Source organism: Marivivens sp. JLT3646, from assembly GCF_001908835.1.
Classification (GTDB): Bacteria; Pseudomonadota; Alphaproteobacteria; order Rhodobacterales; family Rhodobacteraceae; genus Marivivens; species Marivivens geojensis.
The window spans coordinates 398,890-418,157 of the sequence record NZ_CP018572.1 but is presented as its reverse complement, the minus strand read 5'-3'; the positions used below and the strand labels follow the sequence as shown (position 1 = coordinate 418,157).

At 55.3% G+C, this 19,268-nt stretch carries 18 protein-coding genes and 1 pseudogene; 5 read left to right on the top strand and 14 right to left on the bottom strand.

Annotated features, from left to right (window positions below; genetic code table 11):
• The first annotated feature begins 185 nt into the window (after window positions 1-185).
• Window positions 186-1,643, top strand: coding sequence for a D-alanyl-D-alanine carboxypeptidase family protein (locus tag BSK21_RS02125; protein WP_082959441.1), 1,458 nt, complete (start codon window positions 186-188; stop codon window positions 1,641-1,643).
• Here BSK21_RS02125 and BSK21_RS02120 read toward each other — a convergent pair.
• The 5 genes and pseudogenes from BSK21_RS02120 to BSK21_RS02100 all read right to left on the bottom strand — a co-directional run bounded on the left by BSK21_RS02120 (window position 1,640) and on the right by BSK21_RS02100 (window position 8,008).
• A pseudogene (locus tag BSK21_RS02120) lies at window positions 1,640-3,240 on the bottom strand (ABC transporter ATP-binding protein). The gene BSK21_RS02125 and the pseudogene BSK21_RS02120 sit on opposite strands and share 4 nt — an antisense overlap.
• Window positions 3,231-4,340 (bottom strand): ABC transporter permease, encoded by a 1,110-nt coding sequence (locus tag BSK21_RS02115; RefSeq protein ID WP_067550194.1) that lies wholly within the window; start codon window positions 4,338-4,340, stop codon window positions 3,231-3,233. The pseudogene BSK21_RS02120 and the gene BSK21_RS02115 overlap by 10 nt, the downstream one beginning before the upstream one ends.
• Window positions 4,341-4,343: 3 nt before the next feature.
• Complete coding sequence (locus BSK21_RS02110) at window positions 4,344-5,432, bottom strand: microcin C ABC transporter permease YejB (RefSeq protein WP_067550196.1); 1,089 nt, start codon at window positions 5,430-5,432, stop codon at window positions 4,344-4,346.
• 19 nt (window positions 5,433-5,451) lie between these two features.
• A complete protein-coding gene (locus tag BSK21_RS02105; RefSeq protein WP_067550198.1) occupies window positions 5,452-7,347 on the bottom strand; it encodes an extracellular solute-binding protein in 1,896 nt (631 codons plus the stop codon).
• Window positions 7,348-7,486: 139 nt separating this feature from the next.
• Window positions 7,487-8,008, bottom strand: a complete 522-nt coding sequence (locus BSK21_RS02100) for a cytochrome c family protein (RefSeq protein ID WP_067550560.1) — start codon at window positions 8,006-8,008, stop codon at window positions 7,487-7,489.
• A 120-nt stretch (window positions 8,009-8,128) separates the two neighbouring features.
• Between BSK21_RS02100 and BSK21_RS02095 the strand changes: the two genes are divergently transcribed.
• Window positions 8,129-8,971: a prephenate dehydratase gene (locus BSK21_RS02095; protein WP_067550200.1), complete on the top strand. Its 843-nt coding sequence runs from the start codon at window positions 8,129-8,131 to the stop codon at window positions 8,969-8,971.
• Here BSK21_RS02095 and BSK21_RS02090 read toward each other — a convergent pair.
• The 3 genes from BSK21_RS02090 to pheT form a co-directional block, all read right to left on the bottom strand.
• Window positions 8,968-9,432: an SRPBCC family protein gene (locus BSK21_RS02090; protein WP_067550202.1), complete on the bottom strand. Its 465-nt coding sequence runs from the start codon at window positions 9,430-9,432 to the stop codon at window positions 8,968-8,970. The genes BSK21_RS02095 and BSK21_RS02090 overlap by 4 nt on opposite strands.
• 52 nt (window positions 9,433-9,484) lie before the next feature.
• Complete coding sequence (nudC, locus tag BSK21_RS02085) at window positions 9,485-10,426, bottom strand: NAD(+) diphosphatase (RefSeq protein WP_067550562.1); 942 nt, start codon at window positions 10,424-10,426, stop codon at window positions 9,485-9,487.
• A gap of 88 nt (window positions 10,427-10,514) precedes the next feature.
• On the bottom strand, window positions 10,515-12,911 hold the full coding sequence (pheT, locus tag BSK21_RS02080; RefSeq protein WP_067550204.1) for a phenylalanine--tRNA ligase subunit beta: 2,397 nt from the start codon (window positions 12,909-12,911) through the stop codon (window positions 10,515-10,517).
• A 159-nt stretch (window positions 12,912-13,070) separates the two neighbouring features.
• On the opposite strand from pheT, the gene BSK21_RS15820 reads away from it, so the two are divergent.
• The gene (locus BSK21_RS15820; protein WP_156529577.1) at window positions 13,071-13,232 is read left to right on the top strand and encodes a hypothetical protein; all 162 of its coding nucleotides are present in this window, start codon (window positions 13,071-13,073) and stop codon (window positions 13,230-13,232) included.
• Between the two features lie 71 nt (window positions 13,233-13,303).
• On the opposite strand, the gene pheS is transcribed toward BSK21_RS15820, so the two are convergent.
• The 5 genes from pheS to pyk form a co-directional block, all read right to left on the bottom strand.
• The gene (pheS, locus tag BSK21_RS02075; RefSeq protein ID WP_067550206.1) at window positions 13,304-14,368 is read right to left on the bottom strand and encodes a phenylalanine--tRNA ligase subunit alpha; all 1,065 of its coding nucleotides are present in this window, start codon (window positions 14,366-14,368) and stop codon (window positions 13,304-13,306) included.
• 145 nt (window positions 14,369-14,513) lie between these two features.
• Complete coding sequence (rplT, locus tag BSK21_RS02070; RefSeq protein ID WP_067550208.1) at window positions 14,514-14,876, bottom strand: 50S ribosomal protein L20; 363 nt, start codon at window positions 14,874-14,876, stop codon at window positions 14,514-14,516.
• A 13-nt stretch (window positions 14,877-14,889) separates the two neighbouring features.
• The gene (rpmI, locus tag BSK21_RS02065; RefSeq protein WP_067550210.1) at window positions 14,890-15,090 is read right to left on the bottom strand and encodes a 50S ribosomal protein L35; all 201 of its coding nucleotides are present in this window, start codon (window positions 15,088-15,090) and stop codon (window positions 14,890-14,892) included.
• Between the two features lie 109 nt (window positions 15,091-15,199).
• The gene (locus BSK21_RS02060; RefSeq protein WP_067550212.1) at window positions 15,200-15,418 is read right to left on the bottom strand and encodes a hypothetical protein; all 219 of its coding nucleotides are present in this window, start codon (window positions 15,416-15,418) and stop codon (window positions 15,200-15,202) included.
• Window positions 15,419-15,452: 34 nt separating this feature from the next.
• A complete protein-coding gene (gene pyk, locus BSK21_RS02055; RefSeq protein ID WP_067550214.1) occupies window positions 15,453-16,898 on the bottom strand; it encodes a pyruvate kinase in 1,446 nt (481 codons plus the stop codon).
• A 188-nt stretch (window positions 16,899-17,086) separates the two neighbouring features.
• Between pyk and BSK21_RS02050 the strand changes: the two genes are divergently transcribed.
• Both BSK21_RS02050 and BSK21_RS02045 read left to right on the top strand, forming a co-directional pair.
• Entirely contained in the window at window positions 17,087-17,401 is a 315-nt protein-coding gene (locus BSK21_RS02050) for a DUF1244 domain-containing protein (protein ID WP_067550216.1), read from the top strand.
• An 80-nt stretch (window positions 17,402-17,481) separates the two neighbouring features.
• Window positions 17,482-18,378: a calcium-binding protein gene (locus BSK21_RS02045; RefSeq protein ID WP_067550218.1), complete on the top strand. Its 897-nt coding sequence runs from the start codon at window positions 17,482-17,484 to the stop codon at window positions 18,376-18,378.
• Here the strand turns inward: BSK21_RS02045 and BSK21_RS02040 are convergent, their stop codons facing one another.
• On the bottom strand, window positions 18,379-19,239 hold the full coding sequence (locus tag BSK21_RS02040) for a D-amino-acid transaminase (RefSeq protein ID WP_067550220.1): 861 nt from the start codon (window positions 19,237-19,239) through the stop codon (window positions 18,379-18,381).
• Between the last annotated feature and the right edge of the window lie 29 nt (window positions 19,240-19,268).

Here is a 19,268-nt window from a genome sequence, read left to right as displayed (position 1 = left end):
ACCCGATGAAAGTGCTTTGAAATAAGGTGTTTTCGGCTGAATCCGACCGTGTTACTCTCTCCTCAATCAATAAGGCATCCAGCGTTAGATTGGAGCCGTGAGGCAGTATGAGGCAAACCGTGGCAGGTCGTCCGAAATTTCGGGCCCTAATGGGTCTATTTGTGTCAATCGCATTGGTCTTTGCGATGTGGGTTCCGCAGACTGCTGTGGCAGGCCCAGGGGCAACCTATGTGATGGACGCGCGCACTGGCGAAGTGATCCAATCCTATAACGCAGACACGCCGCTTCACCCCGCCTCACTCACCAAAATGATGACCCTTTACATCGCGTTCCAAGCCATCGAACGCGGAGAGATCAGCCCAGACACGATGGTCAAAATCACGTATGAGGCTGCAGCAGAACCGCCCAGTAAACTCGGCCTGCGCACAGGTCAGGAAATTCGCCTTCGGTATTTGATCCGCGCTGCGGCTGTGAAGTCGGCAAACGATGCAGCGACTGCAATCGGCATCGCGCTCGAAGGATCAGAAGCCGCATTTGCGCGTAGAATGAACCGTATGGCCCAATCGATGGGTATGTCGCGGTCGTCGTTCCGTAATGCAAACGGCCTCACTCAGAACGGCCACATGTCCACCGCGCACGACATGGCCATTCTTGGACGTCACCTCGTCTACGATTTCCCGCAGTACTACAACATCTTCTCGCGCCGCTCGACCGATGCTGGCATGGCAGAAGTGTATAACACCAACCGCCGTTTCCTGAATGCCTATGAAGGCGCAGACGGCATCAAGACCGGCTTTACCAGCGCTGCAGGCTATAACCTCGTCGCCTCTGCACAGCGCGGCAACGTGCGCATCATCGCGTCCGTCTTTGGCGCGTCCTCTGTTGCAGCACGCAACGCCCGTGCTGCTGAACTGCTCGACATGGGCTTTGCTCAAGCGCCGCGTAACGCTCGCATCCAACGCCCGCCCCTGCCGGCCTACCAGCCTGGCAGCAGCTCCAATGATGAACCGCAGCTAATTGCAGCAAACGTGACCGATGTTCCGGGCGCAGCGGGACGCACCATTCGCGTGACCGGTGCCGTGACATCCAGCCCACGACCAACGCCACGCCCTGTATCTGAGCAAGCGGTCGTGGCCGTTGTCGCAGACGCTGCAGATATCGAAAACGCACTGGCCGCGGCGATGGAAATCGCTGAAATCGAACAAGTGGCTGAAGTCATCGAAGAAGCCCCGCAAGTCGTTGTCGCCCAAGCGGTACCACGCCCCGAAGCGCGCCCAGCTGCATTTATCCAAGCCTCAGCCCCAGTTGAGATCGAAGAGGTCATCACTGATCCCGCCGATGTGGCCGTCGCTGTAGCCGCCGCCACAGGACCTGAAGTTGTCACCCGCGTCTCGACATCGGGTGGCCGCCACTGGGGCATCAATGTAGGTCGCTTTGGATCGCGCTATGAAGCGGAACGGATCCTCGTCCGTGTTGCCCTAAACGAAATGGCGACCCTCGATGGATCGCTGCGCCGCGTGGTGCAGAGCCCGCGTGGGTTTGATGCAAACTTTATGGGCATGTCACGCGAAACGGCTGAACTCGCTTGTCGTCGCCTGCAAGCGCGTGGCCAGAACTGCTTTATGATCGGCAGCGAAGGTTAAGTCGCTGCCCGACCTTCAAATGCAGCAGCCATGAGCGCACGAGTATAATCCGACTGCGGTGCATCAAAGATTTGTGCCGCAGAGCCTGCCTCAACCACATCGCCAGCACGCATCACCATGATCTTGTGGGACAGTGCGCGCACGACCTTGAGATCGTGACTGATGAACAAATAGGCCAGACCGTGTTTACGCTGCAGTTCGCGCAACAGGTCAACGATTTGCACTTGCACCGTCATATCCAGCGCAGAGGTCGGCTCATCCAAGACCACAAGTTTCGGACGCAAAATCATCGCTCGCGCAATAGCGATCCGCTGCCGTTGACCACCCGAAAATTCGTGCGGATAGCGGTGCATCATTTCGGGGTCCAACCCGACTTCGGTCATGATCTCCGCAACCATTTCACGCGGGCTCTGACCACGTTCGACACCGTGAACGGTTAGTCCTTCAGCGATGATCTGTTCGACGGTCATACGCGGCGAGAGAGAACCGAAGGGGTCTTGGAACACGATCTGCATGCCGCTGCGCAGAGGCCTCATGTGTTTCTGGTTCAAACCATCAAGGGCCTGCCCCATGAACACAATTCGTCCCTCAGAGCGGATCAATCGCATGACTGCCAGAGCGAGCGTCGTCTTCCCCGACCCCGATTCACTACGATCCCCAATGTCTCTCCAGCGTGGACGGTTAGGGTCGCATCGTTTACGGCTTTGACGTAGCCCGTCGTGCGCCGCATTAGTCCGCGTTTGATCGGGAACCAAATCTTGAGGTTTTGGGTTTCGGCAATAACAGGCGCGTTCTCTGGCACAGGGGCTGGTTCGCCAGCCGCCTCAGCCGCCAACAACATCTGAGTATATGGATGCTGCGGATTACTGAAAATCTCAGCCGTTGGTCCCGCTTCTACAATCTCACCGTCCTTCATCACGCAGACCTTGTCCGCGATCTTCCGAACGATCGTCAGGTCGTGCGTGATAAAGAGCATCGCCATGCCCTCTTTGCGCTTTAGGTCCTCCATCAGGTCGAGGATTTGCGCCTGAATGGTCACATCCAACGCCGTCGTCGGTTCGTCAGCGATCAGCAGGTCAGGCCCATTGGCCAGTGCCATCGCAATCATGACGCGCTGGCGCTGCCCGCCCGAAAGCTCATGCGGATAGCTCGCCAATCGCGACGCGGAATCACGGATACCCACGCGGTCGAGCAGTTCGATGATGCGGTCACGCACCTTTGGCCCACGCAGGCCTTGGTGTAATTCGATGGACTCGCCCAACTGCTTTTCGATCGTGTGCAGCGGGTTAAGCGAGGTCATCGGCTCTTGGAAAATGAAACTAATGTCGTTGCCCCGCACGCGGCGCAAAGCGGCGTCTGATGCGCCCACCATTTCTTCGCCGTTGTAGCGGATCGAACCCGAGACCTGAGCACTGTCTGCCAACAGGTCCACTGTCGACAAAGCCGTCACTGATTTACCAGAGCCAGACTCACCGACCAGGGCAAGGGTCTCGCCCCTTTCGACGCTAAACGACACGCCGCGAACAGCCCGTGTTGTTTGACTGTCCTGTCGGAAATCGACACAGAGTTTGTTGACCTCGAGCAAACTCATGAGAATGTCTTTCGCGGGTCAAAGGCATCGCGCACGCCCTCGAAGATAAAGACGAGGAGCGATAGCATGAATGCAAAGGTAAAGAACGCCGTAAAGCCTAGCCACGGCGCCTGAAGGTTGCGTTTGGCCTGAAGGGTCAAGTCACCGAGTGACGGAGCAGACGATGGTAGGCCAAAGCCCAGAAAATCGAGACTAGCCAGAGTCGCAATTGCACCCGTGACCAAGAAGGGCAACATCGTCACCGTTGCCACCATCGCATTGGGGAGCACATGACGGAACATGATTGTCCTGTCACTGACACCCAAAGCACGCGCGGCACGCACGTATTCAAAATTGCGAGCACGGAGAAATTCGGCTCGTACGACACCGACCAAGGCAGGCCAACCGAACAGCACGGTGATAAAGACCAAAAGCCAGAAGGATTTTCCCAAAATGGCGACGAGGATGATCATCACATAGAGCGATGGCATCCCACCCCAAATTTCAATGAACCGCTGAAAACCGAGATCGACCCACCCGCCGAAGTATCCTTGGACTGCGCCAGCGACGATCCCAATGACCGAGGACACGCCGACGACCATCATGGCGAAGAAAATCGATAGTCGGAAACCATAGATCACACGTGCCAGAACATCGCGTTTGGTGTCGTCCGTCCCCAATAGGTTCGTGTCAGAAGGTGGCGCGGGGGCGACGCCGCGCACATCAACAATCGTATCGTAGGAATAAGGGATGACGGGCCAGACCATCCAACCCTTAGAGAAATCCTCAACCTCGGGCGTGCTACCTGTCGTTACGGTTTCATAGATACCTTCGGGGTCGTCGAAACACTCCACCGCGCCGCCAGACACGATCAGGCATTTCACCTCGATGGAGGAGTAAATAGCCTCGGTCGCAAAATCGCCGCCAAAGTCCTTTTCCGAGTAGAAAGACAAAACGGGGCTGCGCAGTTCACCGCGGTAGCTGACGAGGATCGGTTTATCGTTGGCGATAAACTCAGCGAAGAGGCTCAGAATGAAACATGCACCTAAGATAATCAGGGACCAAACTGCACGACGGTTTCGCTTGAAGTTACGCCAGCGACGCTGATTGAGTGGAGACAGACGCATACCCTACCCCCTGCTTTCAAAATCGATCCGTGGATCGATAAACACGTAAGTGATGTCGGTGATAATACCGACGACCAGCCCCATCAGCGAAAACGCGTAGAGCGTCCCAAAGACCACGGGATAATCCCGCGCAATCGCCGCCTCGTATCCCATGCGCCCCAATCCATCGAGGCTGAACAGCGTTTCGATGATCACCGACCCCCCAAAGAACACCGCGACGAAAAGCGCCGGAAATCCAGAAATCACGATCAGCATCGCATTGCGGAACACATGCCCATAAAGGACGCGATTTTCCGTTAGCCCTTTGGCACGGGCCGTCATCACGTATTGCTTTTTGATCTCATCAAGGAAGCTGTTTTTGGTCAGCAAGGTCAGCGTTGCAAAGGCCGAAATCGTTGAGGCCAGAACAGGCAACGTGATGTGCCAAAGGTAGTCGATCACCTTTCCCCACATGGTCAGTTCTTCCCAGTTTGAACTGGTGAGGCCGCGCAATGGGAATATCCGCCAATAGCTACCGCCCGCGAAGAGAACGATCAGAAGAATTGCAAAAAGGAATCCAGGGATCGCGTAGGCCACGATGATCGCGCCAGAGGTCCAAGTGTCGAACTGTGACCCATCTTTGATGGCTTTACGAATGCCTAGCGGGATCGACACAAGATACGCAATGATCGTGGACCAAAGGCCGAGTGTGATCGACACAGGCATCTTTTCCAGAACCAGATCCAGCACAGAAATTTTTCGGAAATAACTCTCTCCGAAGTCAAAGCGGACGTAGTTCCACATCATGTTCAGGAACCGCTCAAGCGGTGGCTTGTCGAACCCAAACCGCTTTTCCAACTCAGCGAGGTAGCGTGGATCCAGCCCCTGCGCGCCGGGATAGGCCCCTTGGAGTTCAACGCCCGCACTTTGGAATTCAGCATCCCCTGCCCCGCCAGAGATGTTTTCAAACACATCCCCATTGCCCTGCATCCGCGCGATGACCTGTTCAATCGGACCACCCGGCATGAATTGGATGATCGCGAAATTGAGGATCATAATCCCGAGCAGAGTCGGGATCACGAGCAGCAATCTGCGAAGTATATAAGCGCCCATCTACCTGCCTTATTAGTCCTTAGCGGAGGGCCCCTGCGGCCTTTAGTGCTTCGGCTTTTTCGGCGTTATACCACCAGAAGCTCATCTCGCCCAGCGCATAGGGTGGCAGAGTTTCGGGATGTTCGTACATGTCGTAATAGGCCACCCAGTAATCGCCCAGATACCATGTCGGGACGACGAACAGGTCGCGACGCATGATGCGGTCGATCGCCCGCACATGCGCGACCATGTCATCATAGGTTTCGACATCCTTGATCGACTCGGCCAATTGATCGACGGCTGGGTTTGAATAGTGGGCGGGGTTGAATACATCGCCCAGACCATCCGAACCGAATTTCTGCCCCAAGCCTTCGCCCTCGATCGGACCGACGCGGTAACCATCAAAGATCATATCGAAGTCAAAATTGCGGGTACGTTCGGTGTATTGCGCAGGGTCAATACGGTTCCACTCTGCGTCGACGCCCAATTTCTGCAGGTTATCGACATAGGGCAAGATGATGCGATCAAACGTCGGGCTATAGCCCAAGAATTCGACCTTCAGCGGTTCACCATCTTTTTCCAGCATCCCGTTGGCACCAGGCACCCAGCCTGCCTCTTCCATGAGGGCCAAGGCACGGCGGAGGTTCCGACGGTCGAGCTGCGATTCACCAGAGACGTGCGGCACGGTAACTTCATCCGTCAGGATCGAGGGGTCGATAAACGAAGAAACGGTTTGAAGCAGTTCCAACTCGCGGCCTTCAGGCACCCCGCGCGCTGCGAGGTCTGCATTTTGCCAAAAGCTCTCGCGCTGTTTGAACAGCCCGTATTGGAGCTCTTCGTTGGTCCACGTGAAGTTATACATCAGGGCCAAGGCCTGACGGACACGCAGATCATCGAATTTGCCCGACTTCATATTAAACACAAAGCCCGTCGCGCCGGGCACATTTCCATTCGGCAGCGTCTCTTTCACGACCCAACCATTTTGAATCGCGGGGAAATCATATGAGGTCGCCCACGACAGCGAGGAATTTTCCTGTCGGAAGGTGAACTCACCTGCCTTGAACCCCTCGAACGCTGCGGTGGTGTCGGCGAAATATTCGATGCGGATCGAATCAAAGTTATTCTGTCCGATGTTCAGCGGATGATCAGCGCCCCAGAAGTTGGGATTGCGAACATAGATGATCTGGTGATTCACCTCAAAACTACCGACCATGTAGGGCCCCGTCCCCGGTCCCGTTTCGAGGCGGCTTTCATCCAAACGCGCACCCGTTTCTTCATACCATTTCTGGCTAAACACTGGCTGACCACCAACTTGTTCAATGACGGATTGCTTTGGATAATCGGCGGCAAAGGTGAATTTCACGGTGTAATCGTCCAGCGCCTCAACGCTATCAACCATTTGCGCGACTGCGAAACGATATGATTCGGTAGCCTGCTCCATCATCAGATTATGGCTAAAGACCACATCGTTCGCGGTCATTGGGGTGCCATCCGAAAACACGACGTCATCGCGCAGATGGAAGATCACCCAATCTTTGGTCTCGGGGTATTCCATCGACGTGCACAGATAACAGTAATTCCCGTCCACATCGTCCGATGTGCCCTGCAGCACCGATTCGAACATGGACGACGACAGATAGGCAGGCTTACCTTCTTGGGTCGCATAGGGGTTTAGGTTGTCGAACCCGCCTGTGAACCAAGTCGAGAACTCACCGCCTTTGGGCGCGTCAGGGTTCACATAATCAAGATGCGCAAAATCAGGGCTAGGGTATTTCAAATTGCCATAGGTCGAAATGGCATGGGTCTGAATGATGGGCGTGTCAGCAAACACCGAGCTTGCCCATGATGCGCCCGCAATCAGCGCTGCACCTGCCAAAAGCACAACGCGACGCAAATCGGTGTCACGAACAGAAGCTTTGGTGGTGAAATTCGTCATGGTTTTCTCCCCTTTGAAACCCTGAGACAAAGCTACGGCGGGCAATACACAAAGGGCAAGACGAGAAAGCGTTATCGCATTGTGAAACGACAAAAGGCCGCCCCTAGGGACGGCCTTTGCCTAAGTGATATTCACTAAATTAGTTTGATACGCTCTGCAGATACGCAATCACGTCTGCACGGTCCTGAACCTTTGCCAGACCCGAGAACGACATCGCGGTGCCCGGTGCGTAGCCTTTGGGGTTCTCAAGGAAGCCGTTCAGATGCTCAGGCGACCAAACGTCAGCCACAGCCTCGAGAGCGCCCGAGTATGCAAAGCCGGCGATCGAGTCGACAGGACGGTTCACAACGCCGTACAGGGACGGGCCGGTACCGTTCTCGCCTTCAGCAGCAGAGTGACATGCCGCACATTTGCGGAAAACACGCTCACCAGCAGCTGCATCAGCATTCGCAAAGATTTCTTCGAAGGACGGGCCTTCTTCTACAACGGCAGCTTCACCGTCGCCATGCGAGATTACATACGCCTGAGCGTGCTCGCCCTCGTGGCCAGCACCTTCGCCGGCAGAATAAATGCTTTCAGCAGCCCAGCCACCAAGCAAGAAAACGAGGAAAGTGCCGCAAACGCCGCCCAGCACCTTGGTCATCGTCATTGTGTCGAACATGTCGCGTTCCATTCCGTTCACAGTTTCGCGGCTATCTACAAGTTTCTTGTCCACTCTTGCAAGCAGTAGAACCGCGACTTATTGCCCAAAGTAGACAAAAGAACAGTGGAGGGGACAGAAATGACCCAGAAAATCGCGTTTCAGGGAGAACTCGGTGCCTATGGTCATCAGGCTTGCGTCGAAGCACGCCCCGATTTCGACCCACTTCCCTGTGACACTTTCGAAGACGCGATGGAGGCTGTTCGGTCTGGCGCGGCTGATTTAGGCATGATCGCAGTTGAGAACTCGACCTATGGCCGCGTGGCTGATGTCCATAGCCTGTTGCCAAAATCGGGTCTTCATATCGTGGATGAAGCCTTTGTTCGTGTGCACGTGAACCTTCTCGGCGTCAAAGGTGCAGCGCTGTCGGACATAAAAGAAGCCCATGGCCACGTCGTCATACTCCCGCAATGCGCTGGATTTCTAAAGAATCACAACATCACGGGCAAAGTCAGCACCGACAACGCGCGTGCCGCTCGTGAAGTAGCCGAAGCTAAAGACGTGACCAAAGCCGCACTCGCCAGCGAACTCGCCGCCGAGATCTATGGGCTGGACGTTGTAGCGCGTCACATCGAGGATCACTCCCGCAACACGACCCGCTTTATCATTATGTCCCGCGAGCCTGACACGACCCGCCGAGGCAACAATGGCATGATGATGAGCTTTGTCTTCCGCGTTCGGAACATCCCAGCTGCGCTCTACAAGGCAATGGGCGGTTTCGCGACCAACGGCGTCAACATGACCAAGCTAGAGAGCTACATGGTCGACGGCGAATTCACTGCAACCGAATTCTATGCTGAAATCGAGGGACATCCCGACGATGAGAACGTCCGACTCGCCATGGAAGAGCTGGATTATTTCACCGACCACGTGCGTTTAATCGGCACCTTCCCCGCAGCGGCACGACGCCACGAAAATCGTTAAACGCCTGTGTAGGACGTCTCGATATCTTCGGCGAAATCAGCGATCCGCGTTTTGAACTTTTGGGTCAGGTTGTTCTTTGCCAGTTTGAGCGATTGCAACAGCAGTCGAGCAGCAAGAGTGCGCGGCGCCATATCGAGGCGAATGATCAACCGCGTGCGTGCGGGCGACAGCGGCACCAGTTCAATATTGGTGCTCCCTTCAACCCCACCTGAGGTAAAGCCGATGTCAATGCCATTGGGATGGTCGACCTTCTGCAAGGTCAGGTCTGCCGCACGCGATTTTCCGCGAAATTTGAAACCGACATGCCAATTCGCACCAACTTCAACGCCCGCAAGGCTATCCTTGCGTTCTACATCAATGCCACGGCGCATCGCCGACCGTTCAAATCCACCAAAATCAGTGATTTTGCCGTAAACGTAGTCGATCGGTGCTTCAATATCTTCTCTAGCGCTAAACCGCACTTGCTTGCCTCAAATTGAATCGTTCATTCGAACTTTGTGCTCTTTTGACCGTTTAATCTACGTTACTCAACCACCGCTTGAGCAGAAATCCCGCAATAGCGCCGTTTCTCGGCTGATTGATCAGAGGGTGAGTGCCCGCAAACACTTGTGCCAGTTCACTGCGATCAAGCCAGAGGGCGTCTTCCAATTCGTTCGGATCGATCGTGATTTGATCGGTCTCAGCCTCTGCTTCGCAACCAAACATCAGATTCGCAGGAAATGGCCATGGCTGGCTCGCCACATAGCGGACCTCCCCAACCTTCACGCCCGTTTCTTCGTTCACCTCACGACGAACGGCAGCTTCCATCGTTTCGCCAGGTTCAATGAAACCAGCTAGGACGGAATACATTCGATCAGGCCAGCCAGGAGAACGCCCCACAAGCACACGGTCACCATATGTGACTAGCATGATAACGACAGGGTCCGTACGCGGGAAATGCTGCCCTCCACAGGCGTCGCACCCTCGCTGCCAGCCACCCATAACAGGTTTTGATTCCGCCCCACAGCGGGAACAAAACCGGTGTGTTTCATGCCACCCGATTACGGCCCGTGCTGTTGCGGCAAGTTCCGCATCAAGCGCACTCATCATCGTCATCACAGCACGTATTTCTGCAAAGCCCATTGTGTCGGGCAAGTCAGGGTGGTGCTGTAACGACTGATCAAAGAACGAACCGAGCTCTGTCAGGTCTGTGTCAGGTTCCCATTTCGAAATGTCGGTCGCAAAGACTGGGCCCGACAACGTGCGGCCCAAAAACACCTCAATCACTGGATTGACCAACGCGACATGATCAAGCGGCAACTGGACCAAGGCATTGTTTTCAATAAGGACTTTACCGCGCCACGTTACGATTGTTGTGGCTGTTGGGTTACTTCGGATCGGATCAAGATCGCCACGCACTTCGGCTGCGCGATCATAACCCGAACCAGAAAACGAAAATGTAGGTTCGTGTGTCATAGCGAATGTCTGACACGCCAAACCCGACTGTGCAAACCCATCTGAGATGGCAAACAAAAAAGGCGGCCACTAAGGCCGCCTTTTTCTGTTATCCGCGAAGAGTGCCGCCCGTCGCCTTGGTCACTTTCTCGACGATCTTGGCGCTCACGGCCTCGATGTCTTTGTCTTTCAGAGTGTCCTCTTTGGGCTGCAAACGAACCGTAATCGCGAGGGATTTCTTACCCTCGCCCAAGCTACCACCCGAGAATTCGTCGAACACACGAACATCGTCGATCAGCGCCTTATCCGCGCCCGCAGCGGCGTTAACCAAGGTCAGCGCCTCAACCTCTGCATCGACAACGAACGCAAAGTCACGCTCAACCGCCTGCAATTCGGAGATATCCATTGCGGGACGGCTCGCCGATGCATTTTTCGGCAGCGGGATCTCTTCGGGGAAGAGAGTGAACGCAACGGCAGGACCTTTGATGTCCATCTCACGCAGGATTTTCGGGTGAAGTTCGCCAAAGATACCCAAGACCTTTTTCGGGCCGAGACAGATTTTACCATGACGACCGGGGTGGAACCACGCTGGGCCATCACGCATGATCTGCACTTTGGCGGGCGCACCCATCGCAGCGAGGATCGCTTCGGCATCGGCTTTGGCGTCATAGACATCAACCGCACGCGATGCGCCATGCACGTCTTTTGGCCCCGTCCGACCAATTAGAACACCGCTTACCTGCAGCTGCTGTTCACCCGGCTTACCGCCAGCAAAGGCATGACCGACCTCAAAAAGCGCTAGATCAGCAAAGCCACGTGCCTGATTGCGTGCTGCCGCGCGAAGTAGCGCGGGCAGGAGGTCAGGACGCATGTGGCTCATGTCCGACGAAATCGGGTTTTCCAACTCGGTCGCCTCGGTGCCACCACCAAACAACGCAGCCGCATCGCGGTCGATAAAGGTGTAGGTCACACATTCATTGTAGCCGAGCGATGCGGTGGTGCGACGCGCAGCCGAGGAACGCACCTGAAGCGGCGTCAGGACAGGTTTCGGCACGCCTGCGGTGGCGCGGGGCAACGGTTTGCCCTCAAGCTTCGTCAAAGATGCAATACGTGCGACTTCCTCAACGAGGTCCGCCTCACCCTGAACGTCAGAACGCCACGACGGCACGTGCGCCTGATCGCCATCCATGCGGAAGCCCAGCGCGGTCAGCGTCTGACGCTGCTCGCTCTCTGGAATGTCCATACCAACAAGGCTCTGCACACGCTTTGCGTCGAGCTTGTACGAGCGCGAGAAGTTCGGCACAGCGCCCGCCACAACAACCTCAGACGCCTCACCGCCCGCATGGTCAACGATCATGCGAACCGCATGTTCCAGACCTTCGGCAGTGAATTCAGGATCAACAGTGCGTTCAAAGCGATAACGCGCATCCGAGTTGATCTTGAGCGCGCGGCCTGTGGTTGCGATCTGGATCGGGTCCCACCACGCAGATTCGACAAAGACGTTCACAGTTTCATCGGTGCAGCCAGTGTGCGCACCACCCATGATGCCGGCGATGCTCTCAACGCCATTGTCGTCAGAAATCGCCATAGCGCCCGACGGCAATGTATATGTCTTTTCATCCAGCGCCACGATGGTTTCGCCACCAGCCGCACGGTGAACACGCAGATTACCCGCGACCTTATCCGCGTCAAACACGTGGAGCGGACGGTTCAGGTCATAGGTAAAGAAGTTGGTGACATCGACGAGGAACGAAATCGGACGCAGACCGATCGCTTTTAGACATGTCTGTAGCCATTCTGGCGACGGACCGTTTTTCACACCTTTGATCAGGCGACCACAGAACAGCGGGCAGCCATCCAATGTGTCGTCATCAATGGTCACGGTCAGTTCAGACTCGAACGATGCTGGCACTGGGTCCACGGTGCGGTCTTTGAGCTTGCCCAGACCACGCGCTGCTAGGTCGCGTGCGATACCGCGAACGCCCAAAGCATCGCCACGGTTTGGCGTGATCGCAATTTCGATCACTGGATCGACTTTGGACGCATCTTGTTTTGCGAGCCAATCGACAAAACGTTCTCCAACTTCACCAGACGGCAGTTCGATGATTCCGTTGTGTTCGTCCGACAGTTCCAGCTCGCGCTCGGAACACATCATGCCGTGGGATTCGACACCACGAATTTTACCGACAGAGAGGGTCACGTCGATGCCAGGAACGTAATCACCCGGTTTCGCAACAACGACCGTGATGCCTTCACGGGCGTTGGGTGCCCCGCAGACGATTTGCAATTCACCTTCGTCGGTCGCGACTTTGCACAGACGCAGACGATCGGCATCTGGGTGCTGAACGGCGCTGACCACTTTACCGATGGTAAAAGCATTCAAACGGTCAGCAGGATTTTCGATACCTTCCACCTCGAGACCGAGGTCGGTCAGGGCTTCAGAGATTTCGTCAACCGTGGCGGTGGTCTCAAGATGTTCCTTGAGCCAGGACAGCGTGAATTTCATGGCTTTAACCCGTCGTTTACATTTGAGGCGCTCTTACCGCATCTGTGGCAGCGGGGAAAGCAGTCCGAACGCAAAAGACCCTACTCGCGCCTAATTGTTGCCCGAATGGAAACCTAGAGTGCCATTAGTCACGTAACAGTAAACAGTTGAGGCAAGTAAATGTATATTCGTGGAGAAATGTTGTTGGTTATGGGTCTGACCCTGCTTTTGTCGCCCTTCGCACTGAAAGGCGTAGAAGTTCAGATCCACAAAAACGACACAGGAGCGGTCGTCGCAATGCTAGAGACACCGCGTATGAACTTTATCAAAATCGGCAACTAACGTTCGATACCTAGAGCAGAATTGACGAAGGCCGCGCAGAGGAGCGCGGCCTTTGTATTTTAGGAACCAACTTAGCGGCTCAAACCACCGTGCAAGGTCGGCACATCCAGCGGCGTAAAGCCATAGTGGCGCAGCCAACGCAGATCACTGTCAAAGAACGCACGCAGGTCAGGGATGCCGTATTTCAGCATGGCAATGCGATCGATGCCGATTCCAAAGGCAAAGCCCTGATATTCCTGCGGATCAACGCCAGCGTTTTGTAGAACTTTCGGGTGAACCATGCCCGACCCAAGGATTTCGAGCCAATCATCGCCCTCACCCACGGTGACCGAACCGTTGTTCCATTGGCATTGCACGTCGACTTCAGCCGACGGCTCAGTGAACGGGAAGTGCGATGCACGGAAACGGGTCTTCACGCGTTTGCCGAAATAGGCCGAGAGAAACTCTTCCAACACCCACTTCAGGTTCGCCATAGAGACGTCTTTGCCGATGCAAAGACCTTCTACTTGGTTGAACATCGGTGTGTGGGTCTGGTCGTAGTCCGCCCGATACACGCGACCCGGCGCGATGATACGGATCGGCGCGCCTTCTTTTTCCAACGCACGAATCTGAACAGGCGACGTGTGCGTACGCAGCACCGGAGGACGCTCATCGCCTTCAGATTTCATGTAAAAGGTATCCATTTCAGCGCGTGCAGGGTGGTGACCCGGAATGTTCAGCGCATCAAAGTTATACCAATCGGATTCGATCTGCGGACCTTCGGCAACGGCAAAACCCATGTCTGCAAAAATCGCCATAACTTCTTCGGTCACTTGGCTGATCGGATGAATGGTGCCTGTGCGGCGCGGACGCGTCGGGAGCGTCACATCCAGCCACTCTGTTTTCAGGCGTGCATCCAAGGCAGCATCTGCCAGAGCCGTCTTTTTCGCAACGATAGCATCGTTGATCTCATCCTTGAGCGCATTCAGTGCTGGGCCAGCGACCTGACGCTCTTCGGGGGTCATTTTGCCCAATTCACGCATCTGAAGGCTAATTTCGCCTTTCTTGCCGAGCGCGGCGAGGCGAACCTCTTCGATGGCCGCTTCGTCAGCGGCCTTGGCGATCAGGTCCAGATATTTGGCTTTGAGGTCGTCCATCACATGCCCTTTGCATCTTGCTTGCCCGCAATTACCGCGACACGCAGCGAGGGGCAAGCGTTGGACGCCCGATTAGCCGCCCAATTGCCCAAACGAAAAAGGCCGCCCCTTTCGGAGCGGCCCTTCGTAATTCATTCGCTAAGGCTTATGCCAGAGCTTCACGTGCCTTAGCAGCGATAGCATTGAAAGCTTCCGGCTCGTGAACGGCCAGATCGGCCAGAACTTTGCGGTCAACTTCGATGCCAGCTTTTGCCAGACCGTTGATGAATTTCGAGTATGTCAGCGATTCGTCAAACGCACGGACAGCAGCGTTGATACGCTGGATCCACAGTGCGCGGAAATTACGCTTACGTGCCTTACGGTCACGCGTTGCGTATTGGTTGGCCTTGTCTACGGCCTGACGAGCGACTTTGAAGGTCCGGCTGCGACGGTCGTAATAACCTTTAGCAGCGTCAAGGACTTTCTTGTGACGACGATGGGTAACGGTACCACCTTTGGTGCGCGACATTGTTCAGGCCTCCTTAGCGGTCGTACGGCATGTAGGACTTAACGATCTTCGCGTCCGGAGCGGACAGAGTCGTGGTCCCGCGTGCATCGCGGATGAACTTCGTGGTGCGCTTGATCATGCCGTGGCGCTTACCGGCCTGACCGCATTTTACCTTACCGGATGCAGTCATCTTGAAGCGCTTTTTGGCGCTCGACTTGGTCTTCATCTTGGGCATTTCCGTCTCCTTTAAGAGGATTGGTTTTCGCACGACTCGGCATGCCACTGTCGGCCGGTCGCACGGTTAGAGCGCGCCGTATAGGGCTGATCCTGAATGATGGCAAGCGCTAGTTTATGAATCTTCCCACAACGCGGACAAAAGCATGTGGAATATCATCGAGCGTATATTGGCGATCGTTCAACGCCATCACCACGAGGGTGCCACCAACCAAAACAACGATGGCAGCAGCGCGGGGCGCACGTCCCTCTGTCAATGCACCCAGAATGGGCGGGAGAGCGAAAGCCAACAGCACCAACCCTATCGTTAGATAAAGGTCTGCATCCATGTTTCACTCTCCCACAAATCGCTTTGGGGAAACGTTACTCTGTTTCAGAGCTATGAATCAAACGTTCCTCGCAGGGCGCAACGCGAAGGATGTTCGTCGAGCCGGGCGTGTTGAACGGAACACCCGCAGTCACGACAACCATGTCTTGTTCAGTCGCAAGACCTTCGGCCTTCGCGGCGCGAACGGCGTAAATAACTGCAGTCTTAAAGCGGTCAACTTCGCCCGACATCACAGTGTTCACACCCCAGCTGAGGCACAAACGGCCTGCGGTCTTGGGCTTTGTGGTCAGAGCAATGATCGGAACGCGGGGACGTTCACGGGCGACGCGCAGCGCGGTGGTGCCAGATTCGGAGTAGCAGCAGATTGCTTTCACGTCGGTCTTTTCCGCAATCTCACGCGCAGCGGACACGATACCGTCAGCAACGGTCGAGTGATCGATACGGCGCGACGCTTCGATGATCTCGGTGTAGTTAGGATCGCATTCGACCTCCATCGCCACATTGTTCATCGTGCGGACGGCTTCGATTGGATACTGACCAGCAGCCGATTCGGCAGACAGCATAATCGCGTCGGTTCCCTCATAAATCGCGTTCGCAACGTCTGAGACCTCAGCGCGGGTTGGCATCGGGCTTTCGATCATCGATTCGAGCATCTGAGTTGCAACAATCACAGGCTTCGCAGCGGTACGACACTTGCGGATCAAACGCTTCTGGATCGGCGGAACGCTCGACACAGGTAGCTCAACGCCCAAGTCGCCACGCGCAACCATGATGCCGTCAGACACAGCAAGGATATCGTCGAAGGCTTTAACTGCGGCAGGCTTTTCGATTTTCGCCAGAACAGCAGCGCGGCCTTTTGCCAGTGCACGCGCCTCATCAACGTCAGCAGGACGCTGGACGAACGACAGAGCGAGCCAGTCCACACCGAGTTCACAAACGAATTCGAGGTCTTTGCGGTCTTTGTCAGATAGAGCGGCAACAGGCAGTACCACGTCAGGCACGTTCACGCCCTTGCGGTTCGAGATCACGCCACCAACGGTTACTTCGCAGTTTGCAAAATCACGACCACAGTCTTTGACGCGGAGGCGAATTTTACCGTCGTTCACCAGAAGGTTTGCACCCGGTTCCAACGCATCAAAGATCTCTTTGTGCGGAAGCTGAACGCGATTGATGTCACCCTCTTCGTCACTCAGATCCAGACGGAAGTCCTGACCTTCCACGAGCAGCTCTTCACCATTTGCGAACTTGCCAACCCGCAATTTCGGCCCTTGAAGGTCAGCCAAGATGCCAATCGGGCTATTACAATCTTTCTCTACCTGACGGATGATTTCGTGACGCTCACGAATTTCAGCGTGCTCACCATGGCTCATGTTCAGGCGAAATACGTCGGCCCCCGCCTCGTGCAAAGCACGGATCATCTCGTAGCTGCTGGAAGCAGGGCCCAGCGTAGCAACGATTTTTACGTTGCGTTGGCGTCTCATGGTGCAGTCCTCATTCTAAACATCTGGAGCGCCCGTTACCGCTAACGCTCATTTCGGTCCCTTATTACCGAATTCATTCCATTCCTCAACTATTCTGTTGGCAATCACGCGATATTCACATCAACGGACGGTGACATTCCTGCGAAATGTAGGCAATTTGTCGGAGTAATTCGACTTTGGAGGCTAAGATGGATGACCAAACCCGTATCGAACTCGAAGCAGCAGCCTTCCGCGCCATGCGTCACCACCTCATGGAAAAACGTACAGACGTCCAAAACATCGACATGATGAACCTCGCTGGATTCTGTCGCAATTGCCTGTCGCGTTGGTACCAAGAAGCCGCAAACGATCGCGGCATCGACATGACCAAAGACGAAGCCCGCGAAATTTTCTACGGCATGCCCTACGACGAGTGGCGCGATCAATTCCAAACCGAAGCCACAGCCGAAACTCAAAAGGCGTTCGAGAAATCATTTGCCGAAAACGTCGGTACAAAAGTCTAACAAATAAATTTCTGCCAGAGACTCAGATAGCCCGCTTTCGTGCCGTTAAAGGGAATGAAAGTGTAATTAGGCTTGCAAAAATGCTACTGGCGCTCCTCCTCGCATCGGTCGGCGCTGCCCTGCTGAGCGGGGTGGCTATCCCCAATGCTGAAACCAACACAACCGACGACTTCGGCATAGGAGCCGAGGGCGACGATATCGTGCGCACTTGGGCTGGCGACGACAGCATCACGGGTGAAAACGGCAACGACAGCCTATTCATGGGCGAAGGTGACGATTTCGCGGACGGTGGCGCAGGGAGCGACATCATCGTTGGTGGACTGGGTGATGACGTGTTGCTCGGCGGTGACGACAGCGATCTTATCCACGCAGGAAAAGACCAAGACTGGGTTTCTGGCGGCGCAGGTGACGACACGATCAACGGCCAAGACGGCGCTGACACCCTATTTGGCGACGACGACAACGATCTTATCCGCGGCGGCAATGGCAACGACCGGATCTACGGCGGCAACGGCAACGACGTCATGTTTGGCGGCGGCGGCGATGACCTGATTGAGGGTGGCGCGGGCGACGACAAACTGATCGACACCTATGGCACGAACACACTTCACGGCGGCGACGGCAACGATATCCTTCGGGGCGCAGGATCAACTGCGATGTTCGGCGACGACGGCGACGACGTCTTTTACATGATGCGAGGGGCGGTCGCTGCAGGAGGCTCTGGTGCTGATGAATTCAACGTCGAGGTCGATTGGCTGAACCAGCCTGTCGGAATTGCGGACTATGACCCGACAGAAGACGCCATTATCATCACAGTCGAAGAAGGCACGCCGATCTCACTGAACATCACCGAAACAGCCGATGGCTGGATGGTCGAACTGAACTCTGTTCAGATTCTTTTGGTGCAGGGGCCGGCAACCTTTACGGTTGCCGACCTAAATATCGTAGAAGTGCCCCCACTTACTGAAGCTGTCTAATCAGACGGCCGTTTTCAGGCTCTCTTCGATATAGATTTCGCGCAGACGAAGCGCCATTTTGCCCGGTACGCCTTCACCAATTTTTGCGCCGTCGATCTCAACAACTGGCTGCACAAAAGTGGTCGCGGAGGTGATAAATGCCTCATCGGCATCCTGAGCTTCTGCGATCGTAAAGTTGCGCTCTTCGACTTCCATCTGTGCTTCTGCGGCGAACCGCAGGACAGCAGCACGAGTGATACCGTGGAGGATGTCATTCGACAGGCCGCGAGTGATGATCTTATTACCTTTGACGATATAGGCGTTGTTCGACGTACCTTCGGTCACAAAGCCGTCCTCAACCATCCACGCGTCATCACAACCTGCCTTTTTCGCCATCATCTTGCCCATCGACGGGTAGAGCAGCTGAACGGTTTTAATGTCACGTCGGCCCCAGCGGATATCTTCAATAGAGATCACCTTGATCCCCGTTTTGATCGACGGCATATCAACGAGGTTCTTCGCAAATGTGAACAGCACGATGCCCGACGGAACCTTTGCTGGATCAGGCCAAGCGAAATCGCGGTCGGAAGGCGCACCACGTGTGATCTGCAAATAGATACCCCCCTCAACGAGGTCGTTCTTTTCGATCAGGTCACGGTGGATCTGAAGTAGTTCATCCATAGTCACCGGAGACGCCATCTCGAGTTCGCTTAGCGAACGCTCCAGACGCTTTGCGTGGCCCGCGAAATCTACCAGCTTTCCGCCGATGACAGAGGTCACCTCATAGACGCCGTCCGCCATCAGGAACCCACGGTCGAAAATAGAAACCTTGGCTTCGGTTTCGGGAACGTAGTCGCCGTTGACGTATACAGTGCGGGTCATGGTGGGATCCTCCAGAAAATGACGATTTG

Bases quoted from the DNA above. Each gene is read 5' to 3' on its own strand.
- BSK21_RS02045 (WP_067550218.1), top strand. From the start codon at position 17,482: ATGCTACTGGCGCTCCTCCTCGCATCGGTCGGCGCTGCCCTGCTGAGC.
- BSK21_RS02110 (WP_067550196.1), bottom strand. From the start codon at position 5,432: ATGGGCGCTTATATACTTCGCAGATTGCTGCTCGTGATCCCGACTCTG.
- BSK21_RS15820 (WP_156529577.1), top strand. From the start codon at position 13,071: ATGTATATTCGTGGAGAAATGTTGTTGGTTATGGGTCTGACCCTGCTT.
- BSK21_RS02125 (WP_082959441.1), top strand. From the start codon at position 186: ATGTGGGTTCCGCAGACTGCTGTGGCAGGCCCAGGGGCAACCTATGTG.
- nudC (WP_067550562.1), bottom strand. From the start codon at position 10,426: ATGACACACGAACCTACATTTTCGTTTTCTGGTTCGGGTTATGATCGC.
- pheS (WP_067550206.1), bottom strand. From the start codon at position 14,368: ATGGACGACCTCAAAGCCAAATATCTGGACCTGATCGCCAAGGCCGCT.
- rplT (WP_067550208.1), bottom strand. From the start codon at position 14,876: ATGTCGCGCACCAAAGGTGGTACCGTTACCCATCGTCGTCACAAGAAA.
- BSK21_RS02100 (WP_067550560.1), bottom strand. From the start codon at position 8,008: ATGTTCGACACAATGACGATGACCAAGGTGCTGGGCGGCGTTTGCGGC.
- pheT (WP_067550204.1), bottom strand. From the start codon at position 12,911: ATGAAATTCACGCTGTCCTGGCTCAAGGAACATCTTGAGACCACCGCC.
- BSK21_RS02115 (WP_067550194.1), bottom strand. From the start codon at position 4,340: ATGCGTCTGTCTCCACTCAATCAGCGTCGCTGGCGTAACTTCAAGCGA.
- rpmI (WP_067550210.1), bottom strand. From the start codon at position 15,090: ATGCCCAAGATGAAGACCAAGTCGAGCGCCAAAAAGCGCTTCAAGATG.
- pyk (WP_067550214.1), bottom strand. From the start codon at position 16,898: ATGAGACGCCAACGCAACGTAAAAATCGTTGCTACGCTGGGCCCTGCT.
- BSK21_RS02060 (WP_067550212.1), bottom strand. From the start codon at position 15,418: ATGGATGCAGACCTTTATCTAACGATAGGGTTGGTGCTGTTGGCTTTC.
- BSK21_RS02050 (WP_067550216.1), top strand. From the start codon at position 17,087: ATGGATGACCAAACCCGTATCGAACTCGAAGCAGCAGCCTTCCGCGCC.
- BSK21_RS02040 (WP_067550220.1), bottom strand. From the start codon at position 19,239: ATGACCCGCACTGTATACGTCAACGGCGACTACGTTCCCGAAACCGAA.
- BSK21_RS02105 (WP_067550198.1), bottom strand. From the start codon at position 7,347: ATGACGAATTTCACCACCAAAGCTTCTGTTCGTGACACCGATTTGCGT.
- BSK21_RS02095 (WP_067550200.1), top strand. From the start codon at position 8,129: ATGACCCAGAAAATCGCGTTTCAGGGAGAACTCGGTGCCTATGGTCAT.